22 protein-coding genes are annotated in these 23,709 nt (G+C 60.8%); 16 read left to right on the top strand and 6 right to left on the bottom strand.

All coding sequences use genetic code 11. The features are described from left to right. The first annotated feature begins 48 nt into the window (after nt 1-48). Nucleotides 49-759, top strand: a complete 711-nt coding sequence (locus tag AACY44_RS03060) for a PqiC family protein (protein WP_339415638.1) — start codon at nt 49-51, stop codon at nt 757-759. 74 nt (nt 760-833) lie between these two features. Here AACY44_RS03060 and AACY44_RS03055 read toward each other — a convergent pair whose 3' ends face one another. Continuing rightward, nucleotides 834-2,339, bottom strand: coding sequence for an AhpA/YtjB family protein (locus tag AACY44_RS03055; RefSeq protein WP_339435811.1), 1,506 nt, complete (start codon nt 2,337-2,339; stop codon nt 834-836). Between the two features lie 133 nt (nt 2,340-2,472). Here AACY44_RS03055 and serB point away from each other — a divergent pair, with 133 nt between their 5' ends. Further along, nucleotides 2,473-3,687, top strand: coding sequence for a phosphoserine phosphatase SerB (serB, locus tag AACY44_RS03050; RefSeq protein WP_027604912.1), 1,215 nt, complete (start codon nt 2,473-2,475; stop codon nt 3,685-3,687). Nucleotides 3,688-3,810: 123 nt separating this feature from the next. On the opposite strand, the gene asd is transcribed toward serB, so the two are convergent. From asd to AACY44_RS03035, 3 genes are read right to left on the bottom strand one after another with little or no spacing between them, the layout of a single operon-like run. After that, nucleotides 3,811-4,671 (bottom strand): archaetidylserine decarboxylase, encoded by an 861-nt coding sequence (asd, locus tag AACY44_RS03045; protein WP_339415640.1) that lies wholly within the window; start codon nt 4,669-4,671, stop codon nt 3,811-3,813. A 15-nt stretch (nt 4,672-4,686) separates the two neighbouring features. After that, the gene (locus AACY44_RS03040) at nt 4,687-5,502 is read right to left on the bottom strand and encodes a rhodanese-like domain-containing protein (protein ID WP_339435812.1); all 816 of its coding nucleotides are present in this window, start codon (nt 5,500-5,502) and stop codon (nt 4,687-4,689) included. Between the two features lie 58 nt (nt 5,503-5,560). Beyond that, complete coding sequence (locus AACY44_RS03035; protein WP_339455623.1) at nt 5,561-7,096, bottom strand: HDOD domain-containing protein; 1,536 nt, start codon at nt 7,094-7,096, stop codon at nt 5,561-5,563. Nucleotides 7,097-7,262: 166 nt separating this feature from the next. On the opposite strand from AACY44_RS03035, the gene motA reads away from it, so the two are divergent. After that, on the top strand, nt 7,263-8,114 hold the full coding sequence (gene motA / locus AACY44_RS03030) for a flagellar motor stator protein MotA (RefSeq protein ID WP_339415643.1): 852 nt from the start codon (nt 7,263-7,265) through the stop codon (nt 8,112-8,114). A gap of 3 nt (nt 8,115-8,117) precedes the next feature. Further along, nucleotides 8,118-9,137, top strand: coding sequence for a flagellar motor protein MotB (motB, locus tag AACY44_RS03025; protein ID WP_339415644.1), 1,020 nt, complete (start codon nt 8,118-8,120; stop codon nt 9,135-9,137). Nucleotides 9,138-9,200: 63 nt separating this feature from the next. On the opposite strand, the gene rsgA is transcribed toward motB, so the two are convergent. Beyond that, nucleotides 9,201-10,232, bottom strand: coding sequence for a small ribosomal subunit biogenesis GTPase RsgA (gene rsgA, locus AACY44_RS03020; protein ID WP_339415645.1), 1,032 nt, complete (start codon nt 10,230-10,232; stop codon nt 9,201-9,203). Nucleotides 10,233-10,341: 109 nt separating this feature from the next. Between rsgA and orn the strand changes: the two genes are divergently transcribed. Together orn and AACY44_RS03010 are read left to right on the top strand one after the other, a co-directional pair. Continuing rightward, nucleotides 10,342-10,884: an oligoribonuclease gene (orn, locus tag AACY44_RS03015; RefSeq protein ID WP_010213620.1), complete on the top strand. Its 543-nt coding sequence runs from the start codon at nt 10,342-10,344 to the stop codon at nt 10,882-10,884. Nucleotides 10,885-10,996: 112 nt separating this feature from the next. Beyond that, complete coding sequence (locus tag AACY44_RS03010) at nt 10,997-11,611, top strand: trimeric intracellular cation channel family protein (RefSeq protein ID WP_069075149.1); 615 nt, start codon at nt 10,997-10,999, stop codon at nt 11,609-11,611. On the opposite strand, the gene queG is transcribed toward AACY44_RS03010, so the two are convergent. Continuing rightward, nucleotides 11,608-12,672, bottom strand: coding sequence for a tRNA epoxyqueuosine(34) reductase QueG (queG, locus tag AACY44_RS03005; RefSeq protein ID WP_339415646.1), 1,065 nt, complete (start codon nt 12,670-12,672; stop codon nt 11,608-11,610). The genes AACY44_RS03010 and queG overlap by 4 nt on opposite strands. A gap of 63 nt (nt 12,673-12,735) precedes the next feature. On the opposite strand from queG, the gene AACY44_RS03000 reads away from it, so the two are divergent. From AACY44_RS03000 to AACY44_RS02955, 10 genes are all read left to right on the top strand, one after another. Next, a complete protein-coding gene (locus tag AACY44_RS03000) occupies nt 12,736-13,596 on the top strand; it encodes an NAD(P)H-hydrate dehydratase (RefSeq protein WP_339415647.1) in 861 nt (286 codons plus the stop codon). Further along, nucleotides 13,584-14,054: a tRNA (adenosine(37)-N6)-threonylcarbamoyltransferase complex ATPase subunit type 1 TsaE gene (gene tsaE, locus AACY44_RS02995; protein ID WP_049710303.1), complete on the top strand. Its 471-nt coding sequence runs from the start codon at nt 13,584-13,586 to the stop codon at nt 14,052-14,054. The genes AACY44_RS03000 and tsaE overlap by 13 nt, the downstream gene beginning before the upstream one ends. A gap of 15 nt (nt 14,055-14,069) precedes the next feature. Next, entirely contained in the window at nt 14,070-15,491 is a 1,422-nt protein-coding gene (locus AACY44_RS02990; RefSeq protein WP_339415648.1) for an N-acetylmuramoyl-L-alanine amidase, read from the top strand. Then, nucleotides 15,491-17,407 (top strand): DNA mismatch repair endonuclease MutL, encoded by a 1,917-nt coding sequence (gene mutL / locus AACY44_RS02985; protein ID WP_445261108.1) that lies wholly within the window; start codon nt 15,491-15,493, stop codon nt 17,405-17,407. Before AACY44_RS02990 ends, mutL begins: the two co-directional genes overlap by 1 nt. Next, complete coding sequence (gene miaA, locus AACY44_RS02980; protein ID WP_339438043.1) at nt 17,407-18,378, top strand: tRNA (adenosine(37)-N6)-dimethylallyltransferase MiaA; 972 nt, start codon at nt 17,407-17,409, stop codon at nt 18,376-18,378. The genes mutL and miaA overlap by 1 nt, the downstream gene beginning before the upstream one ends. 94 nt (nt 18,379-18,472) lie before the next feature. Then, nucleotides 18,473-18,733 carry an RNA chaperone Hfq gene (gene hfq, locus AACY44_RS02975; RefSeq protein ID WP_049710299.1) on the top strand — a complete coding sequence of 87 codons (261 nt, stop codon included), beginning with the start codon at nt 18,473-18,475 and terminating at the stop codon, nt 18,731-18,733. Nucleotides 18,734-18,745: 12 nt separating this feature from the next. Beyond that, a complete protein-coding gene (hflX, locus tag AACY44_RS02970) occupies nt 18,746-20,047 on the top strand; it encodes a ribosome rescue GTPase HflX (protein WP_339415652.1) in 1,302 nt (433 codons plus the stop codon). Nucleotides 20,048-20,143: 96 nt separating this feature from the next. Further along, nucleotides 20,144-21,319: an FtsH protease activity modulator HflK gene (hflK, locus tag AACY44_RS02965; RefSeq protein WP_339415654.1), complete on the top strand. Its 1,176-nt coding sequence runs from the start codon at nt 20,144-20,146 to the stop codon at nt 21,317-21,319. Continuing rightward, entirely contained in the window at nt 21,319-22,185 is an 867-nt protein-coding gene (hflC, locus tag AACY44_RS02960) for a protease modulator HflC (protein WP_339529773.1), read from the top strand. Before hflK ends, hflC begins: the two co-directional genes overlap by 1 nt. A gap of 294 nt (nt 22,186-22,479) precedes the next feature. Next, nucleotides 22,480-23,667, top strand: coding sequence for an ATP phosphoribosyltransferase regulatory subunit (locus tag AACY44_RS02955; protein ID WP_339435817.1), 1,188 nt, complete (start codon nt 22,480-22,482; stop codon nt 23,665-23,667). The last annotated feature ends 42 nt before the right edge of the window (nt 23,668-23,709 follow it).

Here is a 23,709-nt window from a genome sequence, read left to right as displayed (position 1 = left end):
TTAGTATTACATTGTGGTTCGCCTTGTGGCAGCCACCTGGATGGGATGATGACTGCTCCACGCCTTCCTTTTATTTTCGTGCTCGCTGGCTTTTTGGGGTTGGCGGGTTGCAGCACACATCAGCCTGTGTCGCTGTACCAACTGGACAGCGGAAGTCCGGCTCAGCCAGCACAGAGCGCTGGCCTGGCCGTTTTGTTGGGGCCGGTGGTCGTAGCCGACTACCTGCAACGCGAAACACTGCTGCAACGTCAAAACGACGGCAGCCTGCGAGGTTCCACCGATGGGCGCTGGGCGGGCAGTTTGTCCTCCGACATCAGCCAATTGATGCTGCGCCAGGTGGCGGGGCATTTGGATAGCCAGCGTGTTGTACTCGCGCCTGCGCCCACCGGGTTTAGCCCGGATGTGCAGGTGTTGCTGACTATTACCCGGCTTGACTCTGGTACATCGCAACCGGCGATCCTCGATGCGCAATGGCGCTTGATCGACCGTCGTGGCCAGGTGCGCGATAACCGCATCGTGCATCTGCAGGAAGAACACGCCGGCACCACTGCGTCCCAGGTCCAGGCCCAGGGTGTACTGCTGCAGCATCTGGCGCAGCAATTGTCGGTGGCGCTCAAGCCGTTGGCCAACCAGCCGCCGATCGCCGAGGCACCCCGCAAGCAAAGTGCCCCGGCACAGGCCAAACCGGCAGAGCCGCAGAAGCCGAAGATGCCGATGGCGGTGCCGATTCGTACAGATATGGAAGTGTTCAGGTTCTGATCTGAATCGCGCACAAACAAAAGGCCCGCTGACTCAGCGGGCCTTTTTGTTTGTACACGATTTGACTGAGCGCGTTAGTTCTTGGTGCGGGTCTCGTGCATCCGTGCCAACTGCCGCTCCAGCATCGACGGATACGGCTCCATCAACCGTTCCACGCAACTGGCGCCCTCTGGGCTGGCAATCGGGCGGATGCGTGCGCGTTGGCGGATCAGCGTGTCTTCGCTGATCTTGCGCTCCACCAGCAGCAAATTGCGGCTATGTTGCGACAAGGCCAAGGCGTCCTGTGCGATCTCGGTCAGCAACAGGTCGATCTGGCTCATGCCGAACAGGTCGTCGCCTACGGTCAGGCCCAGTTGCAATTGCAGGGTAATGCCGCTGTCAGCCACTTCGATTTGCAGGGCGTGACCCAGGGCGCGCAGCAGTTCACCGCAGCAGATAGCGTTGGTCAGGTAGTCCTCACCGCTGTCTTCGCTGTGGAACAACATCAGCGTGCTGCCATCGTTCAGGGTGTGCAGTTCGCTCTGGTACAGCGAAGCGGCCTGGTCGAGACAGTCACGGTAGCGTTCCAGCAATTCGGTCAGGCGCGCACGGGGCAGGCGACGCAGTTGGTCCTGCGCACCCAGTTGCACAGCCAGTACGGCGCTGTACTGGGGTTCAGTGCTCTTGATCGGGGCCGGTTTTGGCGCCATGGCCGGGGCGCTTGCCGAGGTGTCGCGCAGGTCGGCGAACGGGTCTTCATCGTCCAGTTCGTCTTCTTCAGCTTTGAACGTGCGGCGGGTGGCAGGCTTCAAGCCCGCTACCGGAGCGTCTTGCACTTCAAATTCGGGCTCGTCGTCGTAGTCCGTATCGTCGAACTCAGGCTCAGGTTCAACCTCACGCACTATCGGTTCCGGGGCGAAGCTGGCGTGCAGTTGGCGGGCCAGGTCGCCGATTTCATCCTGGCGGTCAGTGGCCGGGGTGTTTTCATCGATGTCCCGCAGCCAGATGCGCAGTTGCATCAGCGGCGTAGAGATGTGCCGGCCCAGACGCAGGCTCAACGCCAGGGCCAATGCCAGCAGGATCGCGCTGAGGATGCCCATGCTTTGTAGGCTGATGGTCATCGGCTGCTGGAATTGCTGCATGTCCAGGCTGATACGCAGTTGGCCGGCCTTTACATCCTGAAACGTGATATTGCTCTGGTAGAGCCCTTGCGCTTCACCCAGCAGGCCGTTTTTCGGGCGTTGCCCGGCTTCAGCCATGATCCGGTTGTCCACGCTATAGATGGCCGCGTGGGCCACCAGCGGGTTTTTGGTCAGGTTGTTGAGCAGCACGTTGAGGCTGAGGATGTCGTTGGACACCAGCAGCTCAGTCGCCGAGGTCGCGGTCTGGGTGGTCAGGCTCTCGCCCAGGGCGTCGGCTTGCTCGTGCATGGCCTGTTTGAACTGCAAACCCATCACGCAGGCGTAGATCACCAGGGCCAGGGCGACCAGGATCACGTTATGGCTGGCGATGCGTAATGCGATCGGTACACGGCGGTGGCGCAGTGCCCGGAAGATCAGCAGGAAGAAGTTATCGGTTTTTACTGGCGTGGGCCGGTTCACTTGCGCTCGGCTCTTGGTCCGTGAAGTTGACGCGCAGTATAGCGACAGCCCTAGGGCCGGCAAAGCGCTGGCTGTGCCCGATGGTCACTGAAAGTGGGTAGAATGCGGTTTTTTTCCAGCCTGGGGGTGCGCCTTGCGCGAAATTGTCCTGATTAACATCACGGGGGAAGACCGCCCAGGTCTGACCGCAGCGATTACCGGTGTGCTGGCCCAGGGTGGTGTGAACATTCTCGACATCGGCCAAGCGGTGATCCACGACACCTTGTCGTTCGGCATTCTGGTTGAGATCCCGAGCACTGAACAGGCGTCATCGGTACTCAAGGACATCCTGTTTACGGCGTACAAGCTGGATCAACAGGTGCGTTTCACCCCGGTGTCCGAAGCCGATTATCAGCAGTGGGTGGCCGGTCAGGGCAAAAAGCGCCACATCGTGACCCTGTTGACCCGCAAGGTCACCGCTGAGCAATTGCAGCGTGTCAGCTCGATCACCGCGCAGTACGGTTTGAATATCGATCATATCGACCGTTTGTCGGGTCGCATGCCGCTGGACACGCCCGCTGACAAGGGCAAGGGCTGCATCGAGTTCTCCGTACGCGGTGAGCCAGCCGACCCGCAAGCTCTGCGCGCCGAGTTCCTCAGCGTGGCGCAGGAACTGAACGTGGATATCGCTTTCCAGGAAGACTCACTGTTCCGCCGCAACCGTCGCCTGGCGGTGTTCGACATGGATTCCACGCTGATCGAGGCCGAAGTTATCGACGAGTTGGCCAAGGCTGCTGGCGTCGGCGAGCAGGTGTCGGAAATTACCGAGCGCGCCATGGCCGGTGAACTCGACTTCCGCGCCAGCTTCAAGGAGCGCTTGGCGCTGCTCAAAGGTCTGGACGTCAGCGTGCTGGACTCCATCGGTGCGTCCCTGCGCCTGACCGAAGGCGCAGAAACCCTGTTCGCCGAACTCAAGCGCCTGGGCTACAAGACCGCCATCCTGTCGGGTGGCTTCACTTACTTCGCCAAGCAATTGCAGGCCAAGCTGGGCATCGACTACGTGTTCGCCAACGAGTTGGAAGTGGTGGATGGCAAGGTGACTGGCGTGGCCGTGGAGCCGATTGTCGACGCACAGCGCAAGGCAGATCTGCTGAAGGAGCTGGCTCACAAGGAAGGTTTGCGTCTGGAGCAGACCATTGCGGTGGGCGATGGGGCGAATGACTTGCCGATGCTGGCAATTGCCGGGTTAGGTGTGGCGTTCCGCGCCAAGCCGTTGGTGAAGCAGTCGGCGAAGCAGGCGATTTCGACCCTGGGGTTGGATGGGGTGTTGTATCTGCTGGGCTTCCGCGATCGCGACGGTCAGCTGTAACTGAATAAGTGCGGTAAAAAATGTGGGGGCGGGCTTGCTCGCGAACAGCGGTGGTTCAGTCACTGATGTGTCGACCGATACCCCGCATTCGCGAGCAAGCCCGCGCCCACATTGGGTTTTTTGTCAGGCTTTAGGTGCAGCGATGCCTTGGCCCATCTGCACCGGCGTACCTGCCACCAGCTCTTGCGCCCACTTCACCTGATCCGGCCCAAACAGCACAATCGCCGTCGACCCCAGTTTGAAGCGACCCAGCTCCGCACCTTTTTCCAGGTGGATCGGCGCGCGCGCAGCTTCGTCATAACGGAAGGTTTTCAGCTCACGCTTCGGCGGGGTCACCAAGCCGGCCCACACGGTTTCAATCGACGCCACAATCATCGCGCCCACCAGAACCACGGCCATCGGGCCGCGTTCGGTGTCGAAAATGCAGGCAACACGTTCGTTACGTGCAAACAGCTCTGGTACGTTTTCGGCTGTGGTCTGGTTCACCGAGAAGATACGGCCCGGGATGTAGATCATCTCGCGCAGGGTACCGGCCAGTGGCATGTGCACCCGGTGATAGTCCTTTGGCGACAGGTAGATGGTGGCGAAATCGCCGCCCATGAACGGCGCCGCTACAGCGGCATCGCCGCCCAGCAACTCCAGCACGCTGAAGCTGTGGCCCTTGGCCTGGAACACGCGGCCATGTTCGATCGGGCCGAGCTGGCTGACCGCGCCATCGGCTGGGCTCAACACCGCGCCTGGGGTTTGATCCAGTGGGCGCGCGCCGTCTTTCAGTGCGCGGGTGAAGAAGGCGTTGAAGTGCTCGTAGGCGGTCACGTCTTCAACCAGCGCCTGGGACATGTCCACTTGATAGCGCTTGGCGAACCAGGTGGTGAAGGCATTCTTGAACCAGCGCACGCGGCACTCGGCGATGCAGCCGGCCAGGCGCGATAGCAAGTGGTGTGGCAGCAAGTACTGGCTGAGGATAAACAACTGCTTTTTCATAACTGTCCTTAAACCTTAAATCTCGACGGGGGTGTCGGGGTGGTTGCCCCATTCGCCCCACGAACCGGCATAACCTTTGACTCGCGGATAACCGAGTGCCTTGGCCACCAGGTAGGTGAAGCCAGAGCGGTGGTGAGTCTGGCAGTGGGTGATGATTTCTTTATCTTTGGTCAGTCCGAGGCCTTCGAGGATCTGCGGCATGTCGCGGCGGATACGCAGGTTGCGTGTCGGGTCCATGCCAGCAGTCCATTCAAAGTTCACGGCACCGGGGATGTGCCCGCCTTTGGCGGCGAGGACTTTTTCACCGGAATATTCCAGCGGGCCGCGTGCGTCCCATATGCCCAGGTCGGCAGCACCCAGGCGACTTTGCAGGTATTCACGGGTGGCGGTGGGGCCTTCGTGCAGCGTCAGGCTGACCGGGCCGTCGACCGGGGCGGGTACATCGGTGGAGACCGGGCGTTCCTCTTCCAGCCAGGCCAGAAGGCCACCATCCAGGTAGTGGTATTTCTGATGGCCGATCACGTCGAGCATCCAGATGAACCGCCCGGCCCAGCCGCCGCCTTCGTCGTCGTAGACCACGTAGGTCGCGTCCGGGGTGTGGCCCAGTTCGCCGAACAGCTTCTCCAGGTCCGCCTTGTTGGGCAGCAGGCCGGGTGCCGGCGCCTGGCCCAATTGGGTACGCTTGGGGTCAACGAAATGCGCGCCGGGGATATGCCCTTCGGCGTAGCGGGCGGCACTGGTGAGGTCCACCAGAATCAGGTGTTCGGCATCCAGTTGACCGAGCAGGTCGCTGGGTTCGATCACCAGCGGCAAGCCAGAGAAGTCAGGCATGTGAGGTCTCCTGGGCACAAATGTTGGCGATATAAAGAGGGCGATTGTAGCGCAAGCATCAGGCGCTGCGGTTGGTAAAGCAGAGCAGGGCTTTCTCGATGCATTGGGCGGTTTTGCCGAAGGCCTGCACGGTGGTTTCCGAGAACGGTCCCCCACCCTGGTCGGCCACCATCAGCATCACCACCTTGCCATTGCAGCTCAAGGAGCGCAGTAGCAGGTGTTCACCGGTAAACAGGCGGCGCAGGATCGGTGGCAGCAAGGCTGAGAACTGGGTGTGGTTTTCAGGGTTGAGACGCACCTGCGCGGACTTTTCCAGCAGGCGCTGCAGCAGCGTGCTGTTGACCACGTCCAGGCTCAGGTGAGCGGCGTCCTTCGGCAGGCCGTCGACCTGATGCACGCGCAAAGTACTCTGGGCGCGATCAGTCATCAGCAGCATGACCCGTTGCATGCCACTGGCCACCAGGGCCTCCTTGGCGCAGGTGGTCAGGTGCATCGCGTTGGCAAAACGGCTCGGCTCTACCAGCAGTTCTGTACAACGTTTACGCCAGACGGCCAGCGACTCGGCGGTAGGCGGCGGTGCCGGCAGCAGGCCGCGATGAATCTTCTGCACATGCCAGGGCCAGATCAGTGACAGCGCCGGGTGCCACAGGTCGGGCATCAGCGTGCTGCGGGCGCTGGTCACGGCTTGTTGATGGACGTGTTGCTGTAACTCGCCCAAGGGTTGCTGCAGGTATAGCGCAGTGAGGAGCTGCCAGCGTTCGGTGTGCGGGCAGGTCCAAGACTCTTGCGCCGACATCGCCAAGCCGTTGGCCAGCAACACGGTATTGGCCGGCTGGTTCAGCCAGCGGCGCAGGTTGGGTTCGGCGTCGAGCAATTGCTGATGGTGCAGCGGGTCATCTTCGCGGGCGATATGCAATGCCTTGACCAGCAAGCGCTGTTCGCTCAATAGCAGCTTGTAGCCTTGGGAGACCCAAATCGGCAGGTGCCAGGCTTCGGTCAGGCCGACGCACAGGTCCAGCAGGCGCACGCCGAACAATTCCTGCTCGACCAGACGGGCTGGCTGGCCTTTGTGGATAACCCGCAGCTCCCATTCTTCCAGGAGCTTGGGGTAGGCGACCGCCATCGGCCAAAGCGGCGATAGAAACAGCAGGCTGCCCCAGTGAATGTCCTGCCACAGTCGTGCCAGGCGGCTGCCAAACAAGCCGTTGGCTTGCTGCGAAGCGTGCTGACTTATCAACAACAGTTGGCGCAGCGCCACGGGAATCTCGTTGGCGGGCACCGAAGGCAGGCGCGCCAACAGTTCCTCGGCGCGCTTGAGGCCCAGGCGGTTGAGTGCCACTTCGAGGTTTTCCGCCGGTTCCGCCAGGCTGCCATGGGTGTGGCTGTTGGCTTCGCGCATCACGCTGAGCACGAGGGCCGGGCTGTCTTGCATCAGCTCGGCAATATCTCGTAATGAGCTGCGGCTGTCGCGGATGCCTTTGCACACGCGGTCGTGGCTGGCCTGGGGAACAGGCAGCAGCACATCGTCCAGGCGCTTGATCCAAGCGGCGAGAGAAGTAGGTTTTGCAGTTGGGACTGTCGTTTCATTAGCCATGATTGGGGCGAGATCATCACTTGCGGTCAACACGCCCGGAGCGGGCCGAACTGGCTTTTCGCCTTAACGGGCTATAGTCTGGCGCAGTTTTGCCGATAAGAGGAACAAGAGTTTTCAGTTCCCCCCAATATGTCCATGAACCCGACGGCGCAAGTACTCATCTCCTATGGCTAAAATTATCGGCATCATCGTCGTCATCGCAAGTGTGCTAGGTGGCTACGTCCTGTCCCACGGTAAAATTGCTGCGCTGATCCAGCCCTTCGAAGTGCTGATCATCGGTGGTGCGGCGTTCGGCGCATTCTTGCAGGCGAACCCTGGCTACATGACCATGCACGTGCTCAAGAAATCCCTGAGCATGTTCGGTTCGCGCTTCACCCACACCTTCTACCTGGAGGTATTGGGGCTGGTCTACGAGATCCTCAACAAAAGCCGCCGCGAAGGCATGATGGCCATCGAGGCCGACATCGAAGACGCCTCGGCCAGTCCGATTTTCGCCAAGTACCCGGCCGTGCTCAAAGATGAGCGCATGACCGCCTACATCTGTGACTACCTGCGCATCATGTCCTCCGGCAACATGGCCCCCCATGAGTTGGAAGGCCTGTTCGACATGGAATTGTTCAGCCTTAAAGAAGAGCTGGAGCATCCCTCTCACGCGGTGACAGGCATCGCCGACGGCATGCCGGGTTTTGGTATTGTTGCGGCAGTACTCGGTATTGTTGTGACCATGGCCTCCTTGGGCGAAGGCGACCAGGCAGCCATCGGTATGCACGTGGGTGCGGCGCTGGTAGGTACCTTCTTCGGTATTCTCGCGGCCTACGGCTTCTTCGGCCCGCTGGCCACCTCGCTGGCCCATGATGCCAAGGAAGAAATCAACCTGTACGAATCGATCAAAGCCAGCCTGGTAGCCTCCGCTTCCGGCGTGCCGCCCTCGCTGGCGGTGGAGTTCGGTCGCAAGGTGCTGTACCCGAAACATCGCCCAAGCTTCGCCGAGCTGGAACAAGCGGTTCGCGGTCGCTAAGCCATGGAAAACAACCAGCCGATAATCATCAAGCGCGTCAAGCGCTTCGCTGCGGGGCACCATGGCGGTGCCTGGAAAATCGCTTTCGCCGACTTTGCGACGGCGATGATGGCGTTCTTTCTGGTGCTGTGGCTGATGTCCACCGCCACCCCCGAACAGAAGATCGCCATCGCCGGCTACTTCAAAGACCCGATTGGTTTCTCGGAAAGCGGCACGCCCTTCGTGATCGACCTGGGCGGTTCGCCGCAGTTGGCGCCTGAGCGCACCATTAACCCAGAGGTCAAGACCGAAGCGCCGCAGGAAAAAATCCCGATCGAGCGCGACACTGTCGAATCCATGGCTGAGCAGGTCGAGCAGGAACGCCTTGGGCTGTTGCTTCAAGAGTTGCAGACCAAGGTTGAGGAAAACCCGCAACTGCTGAAATTCAAGGATCAGATTTCGTTCGAAATCACGCCTGAAGGCCTGCGCATCCAGATCATCGACGCGGCCAACCGGCCGATGTTCGACTCCGGCAGCGCGCGCCTGAAGCCGTACTTTGAAGACATCCTGCTGGCCATGGCCGACACCATCAAAACGGTGCCGAACAAGATCAGCATCAGCGGCCACACCGACGCCCAGCCGTATGCGGTCCAGGGCGACTTCGGCAACTGGGAACTCTCGGCCAATCGCGCCAACGCTGCACGCCGCGTGTTGGTGGCCGGCAGCTACCCGGACCCGCAAGTGGCACGCGTGGTGGGTTTTGCCTCCTCGCAGCTGTTTGATCATCAAGACCCGTTAAGCCCGTCCAACCGCCGTATCGATATCGTGGTGCTGACCAAAAAGGCCCAGCGTGCGATTGAAGGTGATCAGCCGCCGGCGCCGCAACCCACCCCAGGCGCAGGTGCGCCGGGTGAAGTACCGGCCGACCCGAACGCCATACCGCCAGGGCAGGAGCCGTTGCCGGCGCATGAGCTGCGTCAGAAGCTGAATTTGTTTGATGATGGTGGCGTGAAGGATCCTACGGTGCCTGGTACGGGTTCGTAGATGTCCACATACAACAAGGCCGCGATGATCGCGGCCTTGTTGTATCTACCTTCTGGGAGCGGTTTAGTGAGTGCTTTGCGGCAGACTCGCAATAATCGACCGATAGCTGTTCATCCGCTGCTGCTGCACACGGCCATCTTCCAGCGCCTTGAGCAGCGCACAGCCTGGCTCGCGGTCGTGTTTGCAGTCGCGGAAGCGGCAGGTGCCGATCAGGTCATTGAATTCGATGAAGCCCGCTTCCACGTCGCTGCGGCTGACGTGGCCGAGGCCGAATTCACGGATGCCTGGGGAGTCGATCAGCTCACCGCCGCCGGGGAAGTGGAACAACCGCGCGGTGGTGGTGGTGTGGGTGCCCTGGCCGGACAGTTCCGACAGCGGGCCCACGCGGGTGTCGACTTCCGGCAACAGGCTGTTGACCAGCGAGGATTTACCCACGCCCGACTGGCCAACGAACACGCTGATGTGCCCGTCCAACTGCTGTTGCAGTTGTTCCATGCCGTTACCGTGATGCGCCGAGACTTCCAGCACCGGGTAACCCAGCGTGCGGTAGACCGCCAGCAGCGCATTCAGCGCCGGGGCATTCTGCTCGTCGATCAGGTCGAATTTGTTCAGCAGCAACAGCGGGCGAATGCCGGCATGTTCGGCTGCTACCAGATAGCGGTCGATCAGGTTGGCATGCGGCTCAGGTAACGGCGCGAACACGATCACGATCATATCGACGTTGGCCGCTACCGGCTTGAGTTGACCTCGGCTGTCGGGGCGGCGCAGTTCGGTGTTGCGCGGCAACTGGGCGACGATCACGCCGATGCCCTGGTTGCCGGCACGCCAGACCACTTTGTCGCCGGTGACCAGCGCAGGCAGATTGGCGCGCAGGTGGCAGCGGGAGACCGAGCCTGCGAGTTCGCCTTCCAGCGCCTCGACTTCGACCTGCACACCAAAGTGCGCGATCACCAGGCCCGTCTGTTCGGGCCCCAGGTCGCCGCCCTCGAGCGCTTCTACCGCGGAGGATTCACGTTTGGCGGCGCGTGCGGCGCGCTCACCTTGAATCTTTTCGATGCGCCAGTTTTGGCGTCGATTGAGCTGGCGTTTGGCCATTGGTGTTCCGTGTCGATAATGCAAAGGTTTAGGTGAAACGGTCGCGAGTCTAGCACGGCCCTGCCTGCTAAACTGCGCAGCTACGCCAAGGTGCCAAGAGAATCAAGCCATGCAAAACCCACAGAACCTGATTTGGATCGATCTGGAAATGACCGGTCTGAACCCCGACACTGACGTCATCATCGAGATGGCGACCATTGTCACCGACAGCAACCTCAACACCTTGGCCGAAGGTCCGGTGATCGCCATCCACCACAGCGATGCCGTATTGGCCACCATGGATGAGTGGAACACCCGCACTCACGGCAACTCTGGCCTGACCCAGCGCGTGCGCGACAGCCGCATCAGCATGGCCGAAGCCGAAGCTGAAACCATCGCCTTCCTGGAAAAATGGGTGCCGAAGGGCAAGTCGCCGATCTGCGGCAATAGCATCTGCCAGGATCGTCGCTTCCTCTATACGCATATGAAGGCGTTGGAGAGTTACTTCCACTACCGCAACCTGGATGTATCGACGCTTAAAGAGCTGGCTGCGCGCTGGGCGCCGGAAGTCAAAGACAGCTTCCATAAAGGCAGCACCCACTTGGCGCTGGATGATATTCGCGAGTCGATTGCCGAGTTGCAGCATTACCGTAAGCATTTCATCAAGGCTTGAGTCTGTGGCGCCTGGTCCTGCGATAGGGGCGACTCGGTCTTTCGACTAGCGCCCCCTTTTGGTGCCACCACCAAATGATTAGACTGCCGGCCTAATCGCAAGGATCGCCACCATGCTGCTGATGCTCTACCTCATCGCCATCACCGCCGAAGCCATGACCGGTGCCCTGTCCGCCGGCCGGCGTGGCATGGATTGGTTTGGCGTGGTGCTGATCGCCTGTGTAACGGCGTTGGGCGGTGGCTCGGTGCGCGACGTGTTGCTAGGCCATTATCCGCTGACCTGGGTCAAGCACCCGGAATACCTGGTGCTGACCTCCATCGCGGCGTTAGTGACGATTTTTATTGCCCCGCTGATGCGCCACCTACGCTCGTTGTTCCTGGCGCTGGACGCCGTCGGCCTGGTGGCGTTCACGTTGATCGGCTGTATGACCGCCCTGGAAATGGGCCACGGCATGCTGGTCGCGTCGGTCAGCGGCGTGATTACCGGCGTGTTCGGTGGCATCCTGCGGGACATCTTCTGCAACGACATTCCGTTGATTTTCCGCCGCGAGTTGTACGCCAGCGTGTCGTTCCTCGCCGCCTGGTTTTACCTGCTGTGCCTTTATCTGGAGCTGCCCAGCGAACAGGCAATACTCCTGACCCTGTTCAGCGGCTTTCTATTGCGCCTGCTGGCGATCCGTTTCCATTGGGAAATGCCCAAGTTCGTCTATAACGACGACGTGCACTAGCGGGTGGCGTGCTGGTTCAGTGCCCATTCCACATGCTCGCGCACCAGTTCCGACGGATAGTCCCGACGCGCCTTCAAGGCTTCCAGCACCGGAATGCTTGAGGGGGCATTACCCAGGCCCACCGCCAGGTTGCGCAGCCAGCGCTCGTATCCGGCACGGCGCAGGGGCGAGCCTTCGGTGCTGCTGAGGAATTTATCCTCGTCCCACATAAACAGCTCGGCCAATTCTGCGTTATCCAGGTTGTGGCGTGGCTTGAAATCGTTTTCTGCGGTGGCGCGGGCGAAACGATTCCATGGGCAAACGATCTGACAGTCATCGCAGCCGAACACTCGGTTGCCGATCAATGGGCGCAAGTCTTCAGGAATGGCGCTTTTGAGCTCGATGGTCAGGTAGGAAATACAACGCCGCGCGTCCAGCACATAGGGGCCGACAAAGGCGTTGGTGGGGCAGATGTCCAGGCACGCGGTGCAGCGCCCGCAGTGTTCGGTGCTGTGAGGGGCGTCAACCGGTAGCGGCAGGTCGACAAACAGCTCACTCAGGAAGAAGTAGCTGCCGGCCTTGCGATTGAGCACCAGGGTGTTTTTGCCGATCCAGCCCAGGCCAGCTTGCTCGGCGATGGCTTTTTCCAGCACCGGCGCGCTGTCGACAAAGGCACGGAAACCGAAGGGGCCGATCTGCGCCTGGATGCGGTCAGCCAATTGCTGCACGCGCTTGCGAATCAGTTTGTGGTAGTCGCGGCCCAGGGCGTAGCGCGAGATGTAGGCTTTTTCTGGCTGGGCCAGCAGTTGAGCCATCTGCGTATCGCCTGGCAGGTAATCCATGCGCAGCGAGACGACGCGCAACGTGCCCGGCACCAACTCGTCGGGGTGGGAGCGTTTGCTGCCGTGGGCGCCCATGTATTCCATCTCGCCGTGGTAGCCCGCGTCGAGCCAGCGTTGCAGGTGCTGCTCATGCTCGGCCAGGTCCAGGCCGCTGATGCCGACTTGTTGAAAGCCCAGCTCGCGGCCCCAGTCTTTGATTGATTGGGCGAGGGCGGGCAGATCGGAGGTAATGGCGGGCATGAGACACGGGAAACCACAGGTTAGATAGGTATAATTCTGCCAGACATCGGAGCTTGAAGACGCATGCCGCAGACAAAACACGCAATAACCGACGTACAGACCCTGTTGCCCGGCCATTTGCCGCAACTGGCTGCGCGCTCCCCGGACGCCCATAAAGGTCAGTTCGGTCACCTGCTGGTCATTGGCGGTGACCGCGGCTTTGGCGGCGCTGCGCTGTTGAGCGCCGAAAGTGCCTTGCGCAGTGGCGCCGGCATGGTGTCCCTGGCAACGCGCCTGGAGCATGTGCCTGCTGCGTTGGCGCGTTTGCCGGAAGTCATGACCGTGGGGGTCAGCTCGGCTAATCAATTAATGGGCTTGCTGGAAAAGATCTCGGTCATCGTGATCGGGCCAGGGCTCGGAGACGCCTCCTGGGGCAAAAGCCTGCTTTCTGCTGCCGCAAACGCTAAACAGGCGCAGGTCTGGGACGCCGACGCCTTGAATCAACTCGCCACCGGCACCGTGGCTCTGCCGGCCAACTGTGTGATCACCCCGCATCCAGGGGAGGCCGCGCGCTTGTTGGGCATTTCGACAGCCGAGGTTCAGGCCGATCGCCTTAAGGTGGCGCGCGCGTTGAGCCAGACATTCAACGCAGTGACTATCCTCAAGGGTGCTGGCAGTTTGATTGCCAGCCCAGACGGACGTGTTTCGCGATGTGACCAAGGCCACCCGGCGATGGCAACGGCAGGGCTCGGCGATGTGTTGGCCGGCCTGGTGGGCGCACTGCTGGCCCAGGGCATTCACGCCTATGAAGCAAGCTGCCTGGCCGTGTGGTTGCACGCCACGGCGGGGGACCGTCAGGGTACTTTTGGACGAGGGCTGGCTGCGAGCGATCTGATACCCGCCATTCGTCAATTGTTGGAGGAACAGTCGCCGTGCCTGAAGTAATTCTTTTCCTGGCCGATGAAGACGCCATGGTTGCCTTCGGTCAGCGCATCGCCCAGGTCACGGCCGGGGCCGGGCTGATCTTCCTTGAAGGTGACTTAGGGGCGGGCAAGACCACGTTGTCCCGGGGGATTATTCGCGGTTTGGGTCATGCGGGGGCGGTGAAGAGTCCGACATTCACCCTGGTCGAGCCCTATGAGATCGGTGCAGTACGCGCCTTCCACTTCGACCTCTATCGCCTGGTAGACCCCGAAGAGCTGGAGTACATGGGCATCCGTGATTACTTCGATGAAGATGCGTTGTGCCTCATTGAGTGGCCAGATAAAGGCACAGGCTTTTTGCCAAAGCCGGACCTGACCATTACCATTACGCCGCATGAGCACGGACGTCAGTTGAAGTTGTTGCCCCAGAGCGCGCGCGGCCAGTCGTGGTGCGCCGCTTTGGCATTGGAATTCAAATAATTGGTGGGGTTAGGTATGCGCTTTCGCGCGTTGGTTGCTGTCGTGGGGGTGTTGCTTGCGGCAATGACTGTCAATGCTCTGGCTGCTTCACAGGTGAAGAGTGTTCGCCTGTGGCGAGCGCCGGATAACACGCGGCTGGTGTTCGACCTGTCTGGCCCGGTCCAGCACAGCGTCTTTACTCTCACGTCTCCTGATCGCCTGGTGATCGACATCAACGGCGCGACCCTGGCCGCGCCGTTGAAGGTATCCACTGCCAACACCCCGATTACCTCTATACGCTCGGCCCAGCGCACGCCCACTGACCTGCGCGTGGTGATCGACCTGAAAAAGGTTGTAACGCCGAAAAGCTTCTCGCTGACGCCAAACGCCCAATATGGCAACCGGCTGGTGGTCGACCTGTTCGACAACGCCGCCGATGCCGCGCCGCCGCCGGCCCCAACGCCAAGCGTGGCAACGGTGCCGGCAGTCCCGGTGAGCCCGTCGCAACCCCAGGTCAAGCTGCCACCGCCGCCACCGGCCCCGGCAGGCAAGCGCGACATTATTGTAGTGATCGACGCCGGCCACGGCGGTGAAGACCCAGGTGCTTCCGGTTCGCGCGGCCAGCACGAGAAAGACGTGGTATTGGCCATCGCCCGTGAGCTGCAGCGCCAGGTCAATGGCATGAAAGGCTACCGCGCCGAGCTGACCCGTACCGGCGACTACTTCATTCCGTTGCGCGGCCGAACTGAAATCGCCCGTAAGAAAGGCGCCGACCTGTTTGTGTCGATTCACGCCGACGCCGCGCCCTCGACCGCTGCATTCGGTGCTTCGGTGTTTGCCCTGTCGGATCGCGGCGCTACGTCCGAGACCGCGCGTTGGTTGGCCGACAGTGAAAACCGTTCCGACTTGATCGGCGGCGCCGGCAACGTGTCCCTCGATGACAAGGACAAAATGCTCGCGGGGGTGCTGCTCGACCTGTCGATGACGGCTTCGCTGACCTCCAGCTTGAACGTCGGCCAGAAGGTCTTGAGCAATATCGGTCGAGTCACTTCGCTGCACAAGCATCGTGTGGAGCAAGCAGGATTTATGGTGTTGAAGTCGCCGGACATCCCGTCGATCCTGGTAGAAACCGGGTTCATCTCCAATGCCAAGGAAGCCTCGAAGCTGGCCAGCGCCAGCCACCAGCAGGCCCTGTCGCGCTCCATCAGCGCCGGTATTCGCCAGTTCTTCCAGCAGAACCCACCGCCGGGCACTTACATCGCCTGGCTGCGTGACTCGGGGAAAATCGCCCAAGGCCCGCGTGACCATCGCGTGCAGCCGGGCGATACTCTGGCCATGCTGGCGGTGCGTTTTCAAGTGTCGGCCGCTACCTTGCGCAGTGCTAACAAACTGAAGACGGATGAGTTGAAAGTCGGCCAGGTGTTGACCATCCCTGGCACTGAATTGGCGGCGCAGTAATGAGTGAGCCCACCCTGAACAGCGGCTCGCGCATTGAGCTGCTGAGCCCGCGCCTTGCTAACCAGATCGCTGCGGGCGAGGTTGTTGAGCGCCCGGCGTCGGTGATCAAGGAGCTGCTGGAAAACAGTATCGACTCCGGTGCCAAGCGCATTGATGTCGATGTGGAGCAGGGCGGCGTCAAGCTGCTGCGCGTACGTGACGATGGCAGCGGCATCTCCTCCGATGACCTGCCGCTGGCCCTGGCCCGTCACGCCACCAGCAAGATTCGCGACCTGGAAGACCTTGAGCGCGTGATGAGCCTGGGCTTTCGCGGTGAGGCCCTGGCCTCGATCAGCTCCGTAGCGCGCCTGACCCTGACTTCGCGCACCCGTGACGCCGACCAAGCCTGGCAGGTGGAAACCGAAGGCCGCGACATGGCGCCTCGGGTTCAGCCGGCAGCCCATCCGGTCGGTACATCGGTAGAGGTGCGCGACCTGTTCTTCAATACACCGGCGCGGCGCAAATTCCTCAAGGCCGAAAAAACCGAATTCGATCACCTGCAAGAAGTCATCAAACGTCTGGCCCTGGCCCGTTTCGACGTGGCTTTCCACCTGCGCCACAACGGCAAGACCATCCTCAGCCTGCATGAAGCCCATGATGACGCCGCGCGCGCGCGCCGGGTGTCGGCGATTTGTGGCGCGGGTTTCCTGGAGCAGGCGCTGCCGATTGAAATCGAGCGTAATGGCCTGCGGCTGTGGGGCTGGGTCGGTTTGCCGACCTTCTCCCGCAGTCAGGCGGACTTGCAGTACTTCTTTGTGAACGGCCGCGCTGTGCGCGACAAACTGGTGGCCCACGCGGTGCGTCAGGCTTACCGCGACGTGTTGTTCAATGGGCGGCACCCGACGTTCGTGCTGTTCTTCGAGGTCGACCCATCGGTGGTGGACGTCAATGTGCACCCGACCAAACACGAAGTGCGCTTCCGTGATGGGCGCATGGTGCATGACTTCCTCTACGGCACCTTGCACCGCACCTTGGGTGACGTGCGTCCGGATGATCAACTGTCGGCACCGATTGTGACGGCGATGGTCCGCCCGAGCGGCCCGGAAGCGGGTGAGTTCGGCCCTCAGGGCGAAATGAGCCTGGCGGCAAACCTGCTGCAATCGCCACAGCCGCAGCCGTCGTACACCACGCCGGGTTCTGGTTCGGGTGCGGGTTACCAGTACCAATACACGCCACGCCCGCAGTCGGCAGTGCCAGTGGCCGAGGCCCAGGCGGCATATCGCGAGTTTTTCGCGCCGCTGCCCGGGGCCGAGCCTGGCGCTGCTGTGGCCTTGCCGGAGGGTGGCGGTGATATTCCGCCGCTGGGTTATGCATTGGCGCAGCTCAAGGGCATCTACATTCTTGCGGAAAACGCCCACGGCCTGGTGCTGGTGGACATGCATGCCGCCCACGAGCGGATCATGTACGAGCGCCTGAAGATTGCCATGGCCAGCGAAGGCCTCAGCGGCCAGCCGTTGCTGGTGCCGGAATCCCTTGCGGTCAGCCAGCGTGAGGCAGATTGTGCCGAAGAGCACCATGCTGTGTTCCAGAAGCTGGGCTTTGAATTGCAACGACTGGGGCCGGAAACCCTGGCCATCCGCCAGATTCCCGCGTTACTCAAGCAGGCCGAGGCTAACCGTTTGGTCGCCGACGTACTGGCAGACCTGATGGAATACGGCACCAGCGACCGCATCCAGGCGCACATCAACGAACTGCTCGGCACCATGGCCTGCCACGGCGCCATCCGCGCGAACCGCCGCCTGGCCCTGCCGGAAATGAACGGCCTGCTGCGCGATATGGAGAACACCGAGCGCAGCGGTCAATGCAACCATGGCCGACCGACCTGGACCCAGATGGGCCTGGACGATCTGGACAAACTGTTCTTGCGCGGCCGTTGATGAGTGCCTCGCCCCCCGCGATCTTCCTGATGGGCCCAACGGCCGCCGGCAAGACCGACCTGGCCATCGAGCTGACCAAGGTGCTGCCGTGCGAGCTGATCAGTGTCGACTCTGCCCTGGTTTACCGGGACATGGACATTGGCACCGCGAAGCCTTCCAAAGCGCTGTTGGCTGAGTATCCGCATCGTTTGATCGATATCATTGATCCCTGCGAGAGCTACTCGGCGGCGGATTTCCGTACCGACGCCCTGGCGGCCATGGCCGAAATCACCGCACGCGGCAATATTCCGCTGCTGGTCGGTGGCACGATGCTCTATTACAAGGCTTTGCAGGAAGGCCTGGCGGACATGCCGCCCGCCGACGCCCTGGTGCGCGCCGAGCTTGAGGAAGAGGCTGTACGCCTTGGCTGGCAAGCCCTGCACGACCAGTTGGCGGTCGTGGACCCGGTATCTGCTGCACGCATCCACCCCAATGACCCCCAGCGCCTCACGCGTGCCTTGGAAGTCTGGCGTGTCAGCGGCCAGACCATGACTGAACATCGGCTGAAACAAAGTGCGCAAAGTGCTGACGCAGGCGCATCTGGACAGCCACAATTACCCTATACTGTGGCGAATCTTGCCATCGCTCCGGCAAATCGCCAGGTGCTGCATGATCGAATTGCACAAAGATTCACAATTATGTTGGAACAGGGGTTTGTCGACGAGGTCGTAGCACTGCGTTCCAGAGGTGACCTGCATCCAGGGTTGCCTTCGATACGTGCTGTGGGCTATCGCCAAGTCTGGGATCATCTGGATGGCAAGCTGACGTCAGCCGAAATGCAGGAGCGCGGCATCATTGCCACGCGCCAATTGGCGAAACGCCAGTTCACCTGGTTGCGCAGCTGGAGCGACTTGCACTGGCTGGACAGCCTGGACAGCGACAATCTGTCACGCGCCTTGAAATACTTGGGAACGGTCTCCATATTGAGCTGAGTCCTTGCAATAGCCGTCTATCCTTGGGGGTGTGACGGCCATAAGTTATCTATTTTCCGATTTTTTATTATTGATCCTTAAAGGAGTGCGGCACATGTCAAAAGGGCATTCGCTACAAGACCCTTACTTGAATACTTTACGTAAAGAGAAAGTGGGTGTTTCCATCTATCTGGTCAACGGTATCAAGCTTCAAGGCACGATCGAGTCGTTTGACCAGTTCGTGATCCTGCTGAAAAACACCGTCAGCCAGATGGTCTACAAGCACGCTATCTCGACAGTCGTCCCTGTTCGTCCAATCCGTCTGCCTAGCGCAGCAGGTGAAGATGCAGTTGACGCTGAGCCAGGTAACGCCTGATAGGAGTCTCCTTTGTTCTTTGAGCGCCACGGTGGTGGTGAGCGAGTAATCCTCGTTCACTTGGATGGACAGGACCCTGAGGCGCGCGAAGATCCGCAGGAGTTTCAGGAGTTGGCAAATTCGGCCGGCGCCGAGACCGTTGCGTTTTTTAACGTGCCGCGTCATCGGCCAACCGCCAAATACCTGATCGGCAGCGGCAAGGTCGAGGAGCTTCGCGACTTGGTCCACGCTGAAGAAGCTGATCTGGTGATCTTCAATCACGTCCTCACGCCCAGTCAGGAACGTAACCTCGAACGTGTTTTCGAGTGTCGCGTGATCGACCGTACCGGTCTGATTCTGGATATTTTCGCTCAGCGCGCCCGTACCCATGAAGGCAAACTCCAGGTTGAATTGGCCCAGCTTGACCACATGAGTACCCGGCTGGTTCGCGGCTGGACTCACCTTGAGCGCCAAGGTGGCGGTATCGGCATGCGTGGCCCGGGTGAGACCCAGCTCGAAACCGACCGACGTCTGCTGCGGGTTCGCCTGCGCCAGATCAAGGGTCGCCTCGAGAAGGTGCGCAGCCAGCGCGAGCAATCGCGACGTGGCCGTTCCCGTGCGGATATCCCTACCGTGTCCCTGGTGGGTTATACCAACGCTGGTAAATCCACACTCTTCAATAACGTGACGAAATCGGACGTGTACGCGGCCGACCAACTGTTCGCGACCCTCGACCCGACCTTGCGCCGTCTGGATCTGGACGACCTGGGGCCGATTGTCCTGGCCGATACCGTGGGTTTCATTCGTCACCTGCCGCACAAGCTGGTCGAGGCATTTCGGTCTACGCTCGAAGAGTCGAGCAATTCCGACCTGCTGTTGCATGTGATTGATGCGGCTGAACCGGATCGCATGTTGCAGATTGAACAGGTGATGCTGGTGCTGGGCGAGATTGGTGCCCAGGACTTGCCGATCCTCGAGGTCTATAACAAACTCGATTTGCTTGAAGGGGTTGAGCCACAAATCCAGCGCGACGAGAACGGCAAGCCCCAGCGGGTCTGGCTATCGGCGCGTGATGGCAGTGGTCTTGAGTTGCTTGAACAAGCCATTGCCGAATTGCTCGGCGGCGATTTGTTCGTTGGCACCTTGCGCTTGCCGCAGCGTTTTGCTCGACTGCGTGCACAGTTTTTCGAATTGGGCGCGGTACAGAAAGAAGAACACGACGAAGAGGGGGTCAGCTTGCTGGCCGTTCGATTGCCGCGCTCGGAGCTGAATCGGCTGGTCAGCCGTGAAGGCGTTATACCGGCAGAGTTCATCGAACAACACACTTTGCAATAAAAGCCTCCCAAAGCGGTTGTGCCGCGGTGGCAGGCATTCTGTAGCATTGGTCGGCGCGCCGTGGGTGCGTCTTTGCTTTATCAGATGGAGAGCGCTATGGCTTGGAATGAGCCGGGTGGCAACTCGAATAATCAGGATCCTTGGGGTGGTAAACGCCGCAATAATGGCGACCGCAAAGGGCCACCAGATCTCGACGAGGCCTTCCGAAAGCTGCAGGAAAGCCTGAATGGGTTGTTCGGTGGTGGGAAAAAACGTGGTGGTGACGACGGCGGTCGCACAAGCAAGGGCGGTGGCTATGGCCTGCTTGGCCTGGGTCTTGTCGTGCTGGCGGCCGTATGGCTGTACAGCGCCGTTTACGTGGTGGACGAGCAGGAGCAAGCCGTGGTGCTGCGCTTCGGCAAGTACTACGAAACCGTCGGCCCGGGCCTGAACATCTACTTCCCGCCGATCGATAAGAAGTACATGGAGAATGTCACGCGTGAGCGTGCCTACACCAAGCAGGGCCAGATGCTGACCGAAGACGAGAACATCGTCGAAGTGCCGCTGACCGTGCAGTACAAGATCAGCAACCTGCAGGACTACGTGCTGAACGTTGACCAGCCGGAAATCAGCCTGCAACACGCAACTGAAAGCGCCCTGCGCCACGTGGTGGGTTCTACCGCCATGGACCAGGTGCTGACCGAAGGTCGTGAGTTGATGGCCAGCGAAATCAAGGAGCGCCTGCAACGGTTCCTCGATACCTATCGCACCGGTATTACCGTCACCCAGGTCAACGTACAGAACGCGGCCGCGCCGCGCGAAGTGCAGGAAGCCTTTGATGATGTGATCCGTGCCCGTGAAGACGAGCAGCGTTCGCGCAACCAGGCTGAAACCTACGCCAACGGCGTCGTGCCGGAAGCCCGTGGTCAGGCCCAGCGTATCCTTGAGGATGCCAATGGTTACCGCGACGAAGTGGTCTCCCGTGCCAAGGGTGAGGCGGATCGCTTTACCAAATTGGTCGCCGAGTACCGCAAGGCGCCGGAAGTTACGCGTGAGCGTCTGTACCTGGATACCATGCAGGAAGTCTTCAGCAACACCAGCAAGGTTCTCGTGACTGGCAGCAAAGGCGGGCAGAACAACCTGCTCTACCTGCCGCTGGACAAGATGATCGAAGGTGGTCGTAGCAGCACCGGCGCACCGTCCACCGGTTCCAATGCCGCTGCCAACGAAGCGAGCGCCCGTGCGGCCGCTGACTTGTCGCAACAGCAAACACGTACCAGGGAGAGTCGTTGATGAGCAATAAATCGCTGACCGCCCTGATTGTGGGCGTCGTCGTGGTCATCGCTGCCTGGAACTGCTTCTACATCGTGGCTCAGACCGAGCGTGCGGTGCTGCTGCAATTCGGTCGCGTGGTCCAGGCGGATGTCCAGCCGGGCTTGCATGTGAAAGTTCCCTACGTCAACCAGGTGCGTAAGTTTGACGCCCGCCTGATGACCCTGGATGCACCGACACAGCGCTTCCTGACCCTGGAAAAGAAAGCCGTGATGGTTGACGCCTACGCCAAGTGGCGCGTCAAGGATGCCGAGCGCTTCTACACTGCGACCTCCGGCCTCAAGCAGATTGCTGACGAGCGTTTGTCGCGCCGTCTGGAGTCGGGCCTGCGTGACCAGTTTGGTAAGCGCACCCTGCACGAGGTGGTATCCGGTGAGCGTGATGCGCTGATGGCTGACATCACGCGATCGCTGAACACGATGGCGGAAAAAGAGCTGGGCATCGAGGTGGTTGATGTTCGGGTCAAGGCTATCGACCTGCCGAAGGAAGTGAATCGCAGCGTGTTCGAGCGTATGAGCACCGAGCGTGAGCGTGAAGCCCGTGAGCACCGCGCCAAGGGTAACGAGTTGGCGGAAGGTATCCGTGCGGATGCCGATCGTCAGCGCCGTGTACTGTTGGCCGAAGCCTATCGCGAGTCTGAAGAGGCCCGTGGTGATGGTGATGCCCAAGCTGCTTCGATCTACGCCAAGGCCTACGGCCAGGACCAGGAGTTCTACGCGTTCTACCGTAGCCTGCGTGCCTATCGTGAAAGCTTCGCGAGCAAAACCGACGTCATGGTGCTGGACCCAAGCAGCGACTTCTTCCGCTACCTGGAAAAGTCCAAGTAACCAGCCTGTGATTCTGTAGGTGTCACTCCCGTCGGGCGGCTAAAACGCCTGGCGGGGTGATCCTTTCAGAAAACGGGTGTATGATGCGGCAGCCGGGAAATTCCCGGCTTTTTTGCGTCTGCATGTTTGATTCGGCAGGCGTTACAGGTTTTTCGAGGAAAGTGCCCGACGAGGCCGGTGATAGGTCGTTCGTCACGTCGTTCTTGCGCGTGGTTTATGCAAGGGGCGGGTATTTTCTGCTCTACTCAAGGCTCGGCCGAGGGCTGGCCGCCCGGATCATAGGGGAATGGCGTAATGGCAACGGTAGACCGCTGGCTGCTGCCAGATGGCATCGAAGAAGTACTGCCACCGGAGGCTGCGCGCATTGAAGTAGCGCGTCGCCAGGTGTTGGATCTGTTCCAGAGCTGGGGTTACGAGTTTGTCGTGACCCCCCATATCGAGTACCTGGAATCCCTGCTGACCGGCGCGGGCCAGGACCTGGATCTGCGCACCTTCAAAGTCATCGACCCGCAATCGGGCCGGCAAATGGGCTTTCGTGCCGATATCACGCCGCAAGTGGCGCGCATCGATGCACACACCCTGCGTCGCGAAGGCCCGAGCCGCCTCTGCTATGCCGGCAGCGTGCTGCATGCGCAACCGCGTGCACTGTCGTCTTCGCGCAGCCCGATCCAATTGGGTGCCGAACTGTACGGCGATGCCAGCCCGAGCAGCGACGTTGAGGTGATCAGCTTGATGCTGGCCATGCTGCAATTGGCTGACGTACCTGATGTCCACATGGACTTGGGCCACGTGGGTATCTACCGTGGCCTGGCCCGCGCAGCCGGTTTGTCCGGTGAAGTGGAACAACAGTTGTTCGATGCCCTGCAACGCAAGGCCATCGATGAAGTGATTGCCCTGACCGCTGGCGTGCCTGCCGATCTGGCCGACATGCTGCGTGCGCTGGTGAACCTGTGCGGCGGCCGTGAAGTGCTGGTGGCTGCGCGTGAGCGCCTGGCCAATGCGCCGGCACCGGTACTGGCTGCGCTGGACGATGTGCTGGCGATTGCCGAGCAGTTGTCGTCACGGTTCCCGCAGCTGCCGCTGTATTTTGACCTGGGTGAGTTGCGCGGCTATCACTACCACACCGGTGTGGTGTTCGCGGTGTTTGTACCAGGGGTCGGCCAAGCCATCGCCCAAGGCGGTCGTTATGACGATATCGGCGCCGATTTTGGCCGTGCGCGCCCGGCCACCGGCTTTTCCACCGATTTGAAAACCCTGGTGACCCTGGGGCGTGCTGAGGTCGAGCTGCCGTCTGGTGGCATCTGGATGCCCGACAGTACGGACGCAGCACTCTGGCAGCGGGTTTGCCAGTTGCGCAGTGAAGGTCAGCGCGTTGTCCAGGCCTTGCCTGGTCAGCCATTGGCCGCCGCCCGTGAAGCGGACTGCGACCGGCAATTGATTCTGCAGAACGGGCTTTGGCAAGTATCGCCACTGGCTTCTTGAGTTTTCCTGCCGGCCATCGCCGGCACCAAGTTTGCGCGAATG

This window comes from Pseudomonas sp. RA_15y_Pfl1_P11 (assembly GCF_963970975.1).
GTDB classification, from domain to species: domain Bacteria; phylum Pseudomonadota; class Gammaproteobacteria; order Pseudomonadales; family Pseudomonadaceae; genus Aquipseudomonas; species Aquipseudomonas tritici.
Note: the sequence above shows the minus strand (reverse complement) of the source record. Positions and strands in the feature narration are given on the sequence as shown.

What these genes read in the sequence shown, in the direction of transcription:
- AACY44_RS03035 (WP_339455623.1), bottom strand. Translation starts at nt 7,096, where the DNA reads ATGGCTAATGAAACGACAGTCCCAACTGCAAAACCTACTTCTCTCGCC.
- hflC (WP_339529773.1), top strand. Translation starts at nt 21,319, where the DNA reads ATGAGCAATAAATCGCTGACCGCCCTGATTGTGGGCGTCGTCGTGGTC.
- AACY44_RS03040 (WP_339435812.1), bottom strand. Translation starts at nt 5,502, where the DNA reads ATGCCTGACTTCTCTGGCTTGCCGCTGGTGATCGAACCCAGCGACCTG.
- hflK (WP_339415654.1), top strand. Translation starts at nt 20,144, where the DNA reads ATGGCTTGGAATGAGCCGGGTGGCAACTCGAATAATCAGGATCCTTGG.
- AACY44_RS03060 (WP_339415638.1), top strand. Translation starts at nt 49, where the DNA reads ATGACTGCTCCACGCCTTCCTTTTATTTTCGTGCTCGCTGGCTTTTTG.
- rsgA (WP_339415645.1), bottom strand. Translation starts at nt 10,232, where the DNA reads ATGGCCAAACGCCAGCTCAATCGACGCCAAAACTGGCGCATCGAAAAG.
- AACY44_RS03000 (WP_339415647.1), top strand. Translation starts at nt 12,736, where the DNA reads ATGCCGCAGACAAAACACGCAATAACCGACGTACAGACCCTGTTGCCC.
- AACY44_RS02955 (WP_339435817.1), top strand. Translation starts at nt 22,480, where the DNA reads ATGGCAACGGTAGACCGCTGGCTGCTGCCAGATGGCATCGAAGAAGTA.
- orn (WP_010213620.1), top strand. Translation starts at nt 10,342, where the DNA reads ATGCAAAACCCACAGAACCTGATTTGGATCGATCTGGAAATGACCGGT.
- queG (WP_339415646.1), bottom strand. Translation starts at nt 12,672, where the DNA reads ATGCCCGCCATTACCTCCGATCTGCCCGCCCTCGCCCAATCAATCAAA.
- hfq (WP_049710299.1), top strand. Translation starts at nt 18,473, where the DNA reads ATGTCAAAAGGGCATTCGCTACAAGACCCTTACTTGAATACTTTACGT.
- AACY44_RS03010 (WP_069075149.1), top strand. Translation starts at nt 10,997, where the DNA reads ATGCTGCTGATGCTCTACCTCATCGCCATCACCGCCGAAGCCATGACC.
- miaA (WP_339438043.1), top strand. Translation starts at nt 17,407, where the DNA reads ATGAGTGCCTCGCCCCCCGCGATCTTCCTGATGGGCCCAACGGCCGCC.
- asd (WP_339415640.1), bottom strand. Translation starts at nt 4,671, where the DNA reads ATGAAAAAGCAGTTGTTTATCCTCAGCCAGTACTTGCTGCCACACCAC.
- AACY44_RS02990 (WP_339415648.1), top strand. Translation starts at nt 14,070, where the DNA reads ATGCGCTTTCGCGCGTTGGTTGCTGTCGTGGGGGTGTTGCTTGCGGCA.
- mutL (WP_445261108.1), top strand. Translation starts at nt 15,491, where the DNA reads ATGAGTGAGCCCACCCTGAACAGCGGCTCGCGCATTGAGCTGCTGAGC.
- motA (WP_339415643.1), top strand. Translation starts at nt 7,263, where the DNA reads ATGGCTAAAATTATCGGCATCATCGTCGTCATCGCAAGTGTGCTAGGT.
- motB (WP_339415644.1), top strand. Translation starts at nt 8,118, where the DNA reads ATGGAAAACAACCAGCCGATAATCATCAAGCGCGTCAAGCGCTTCGCT.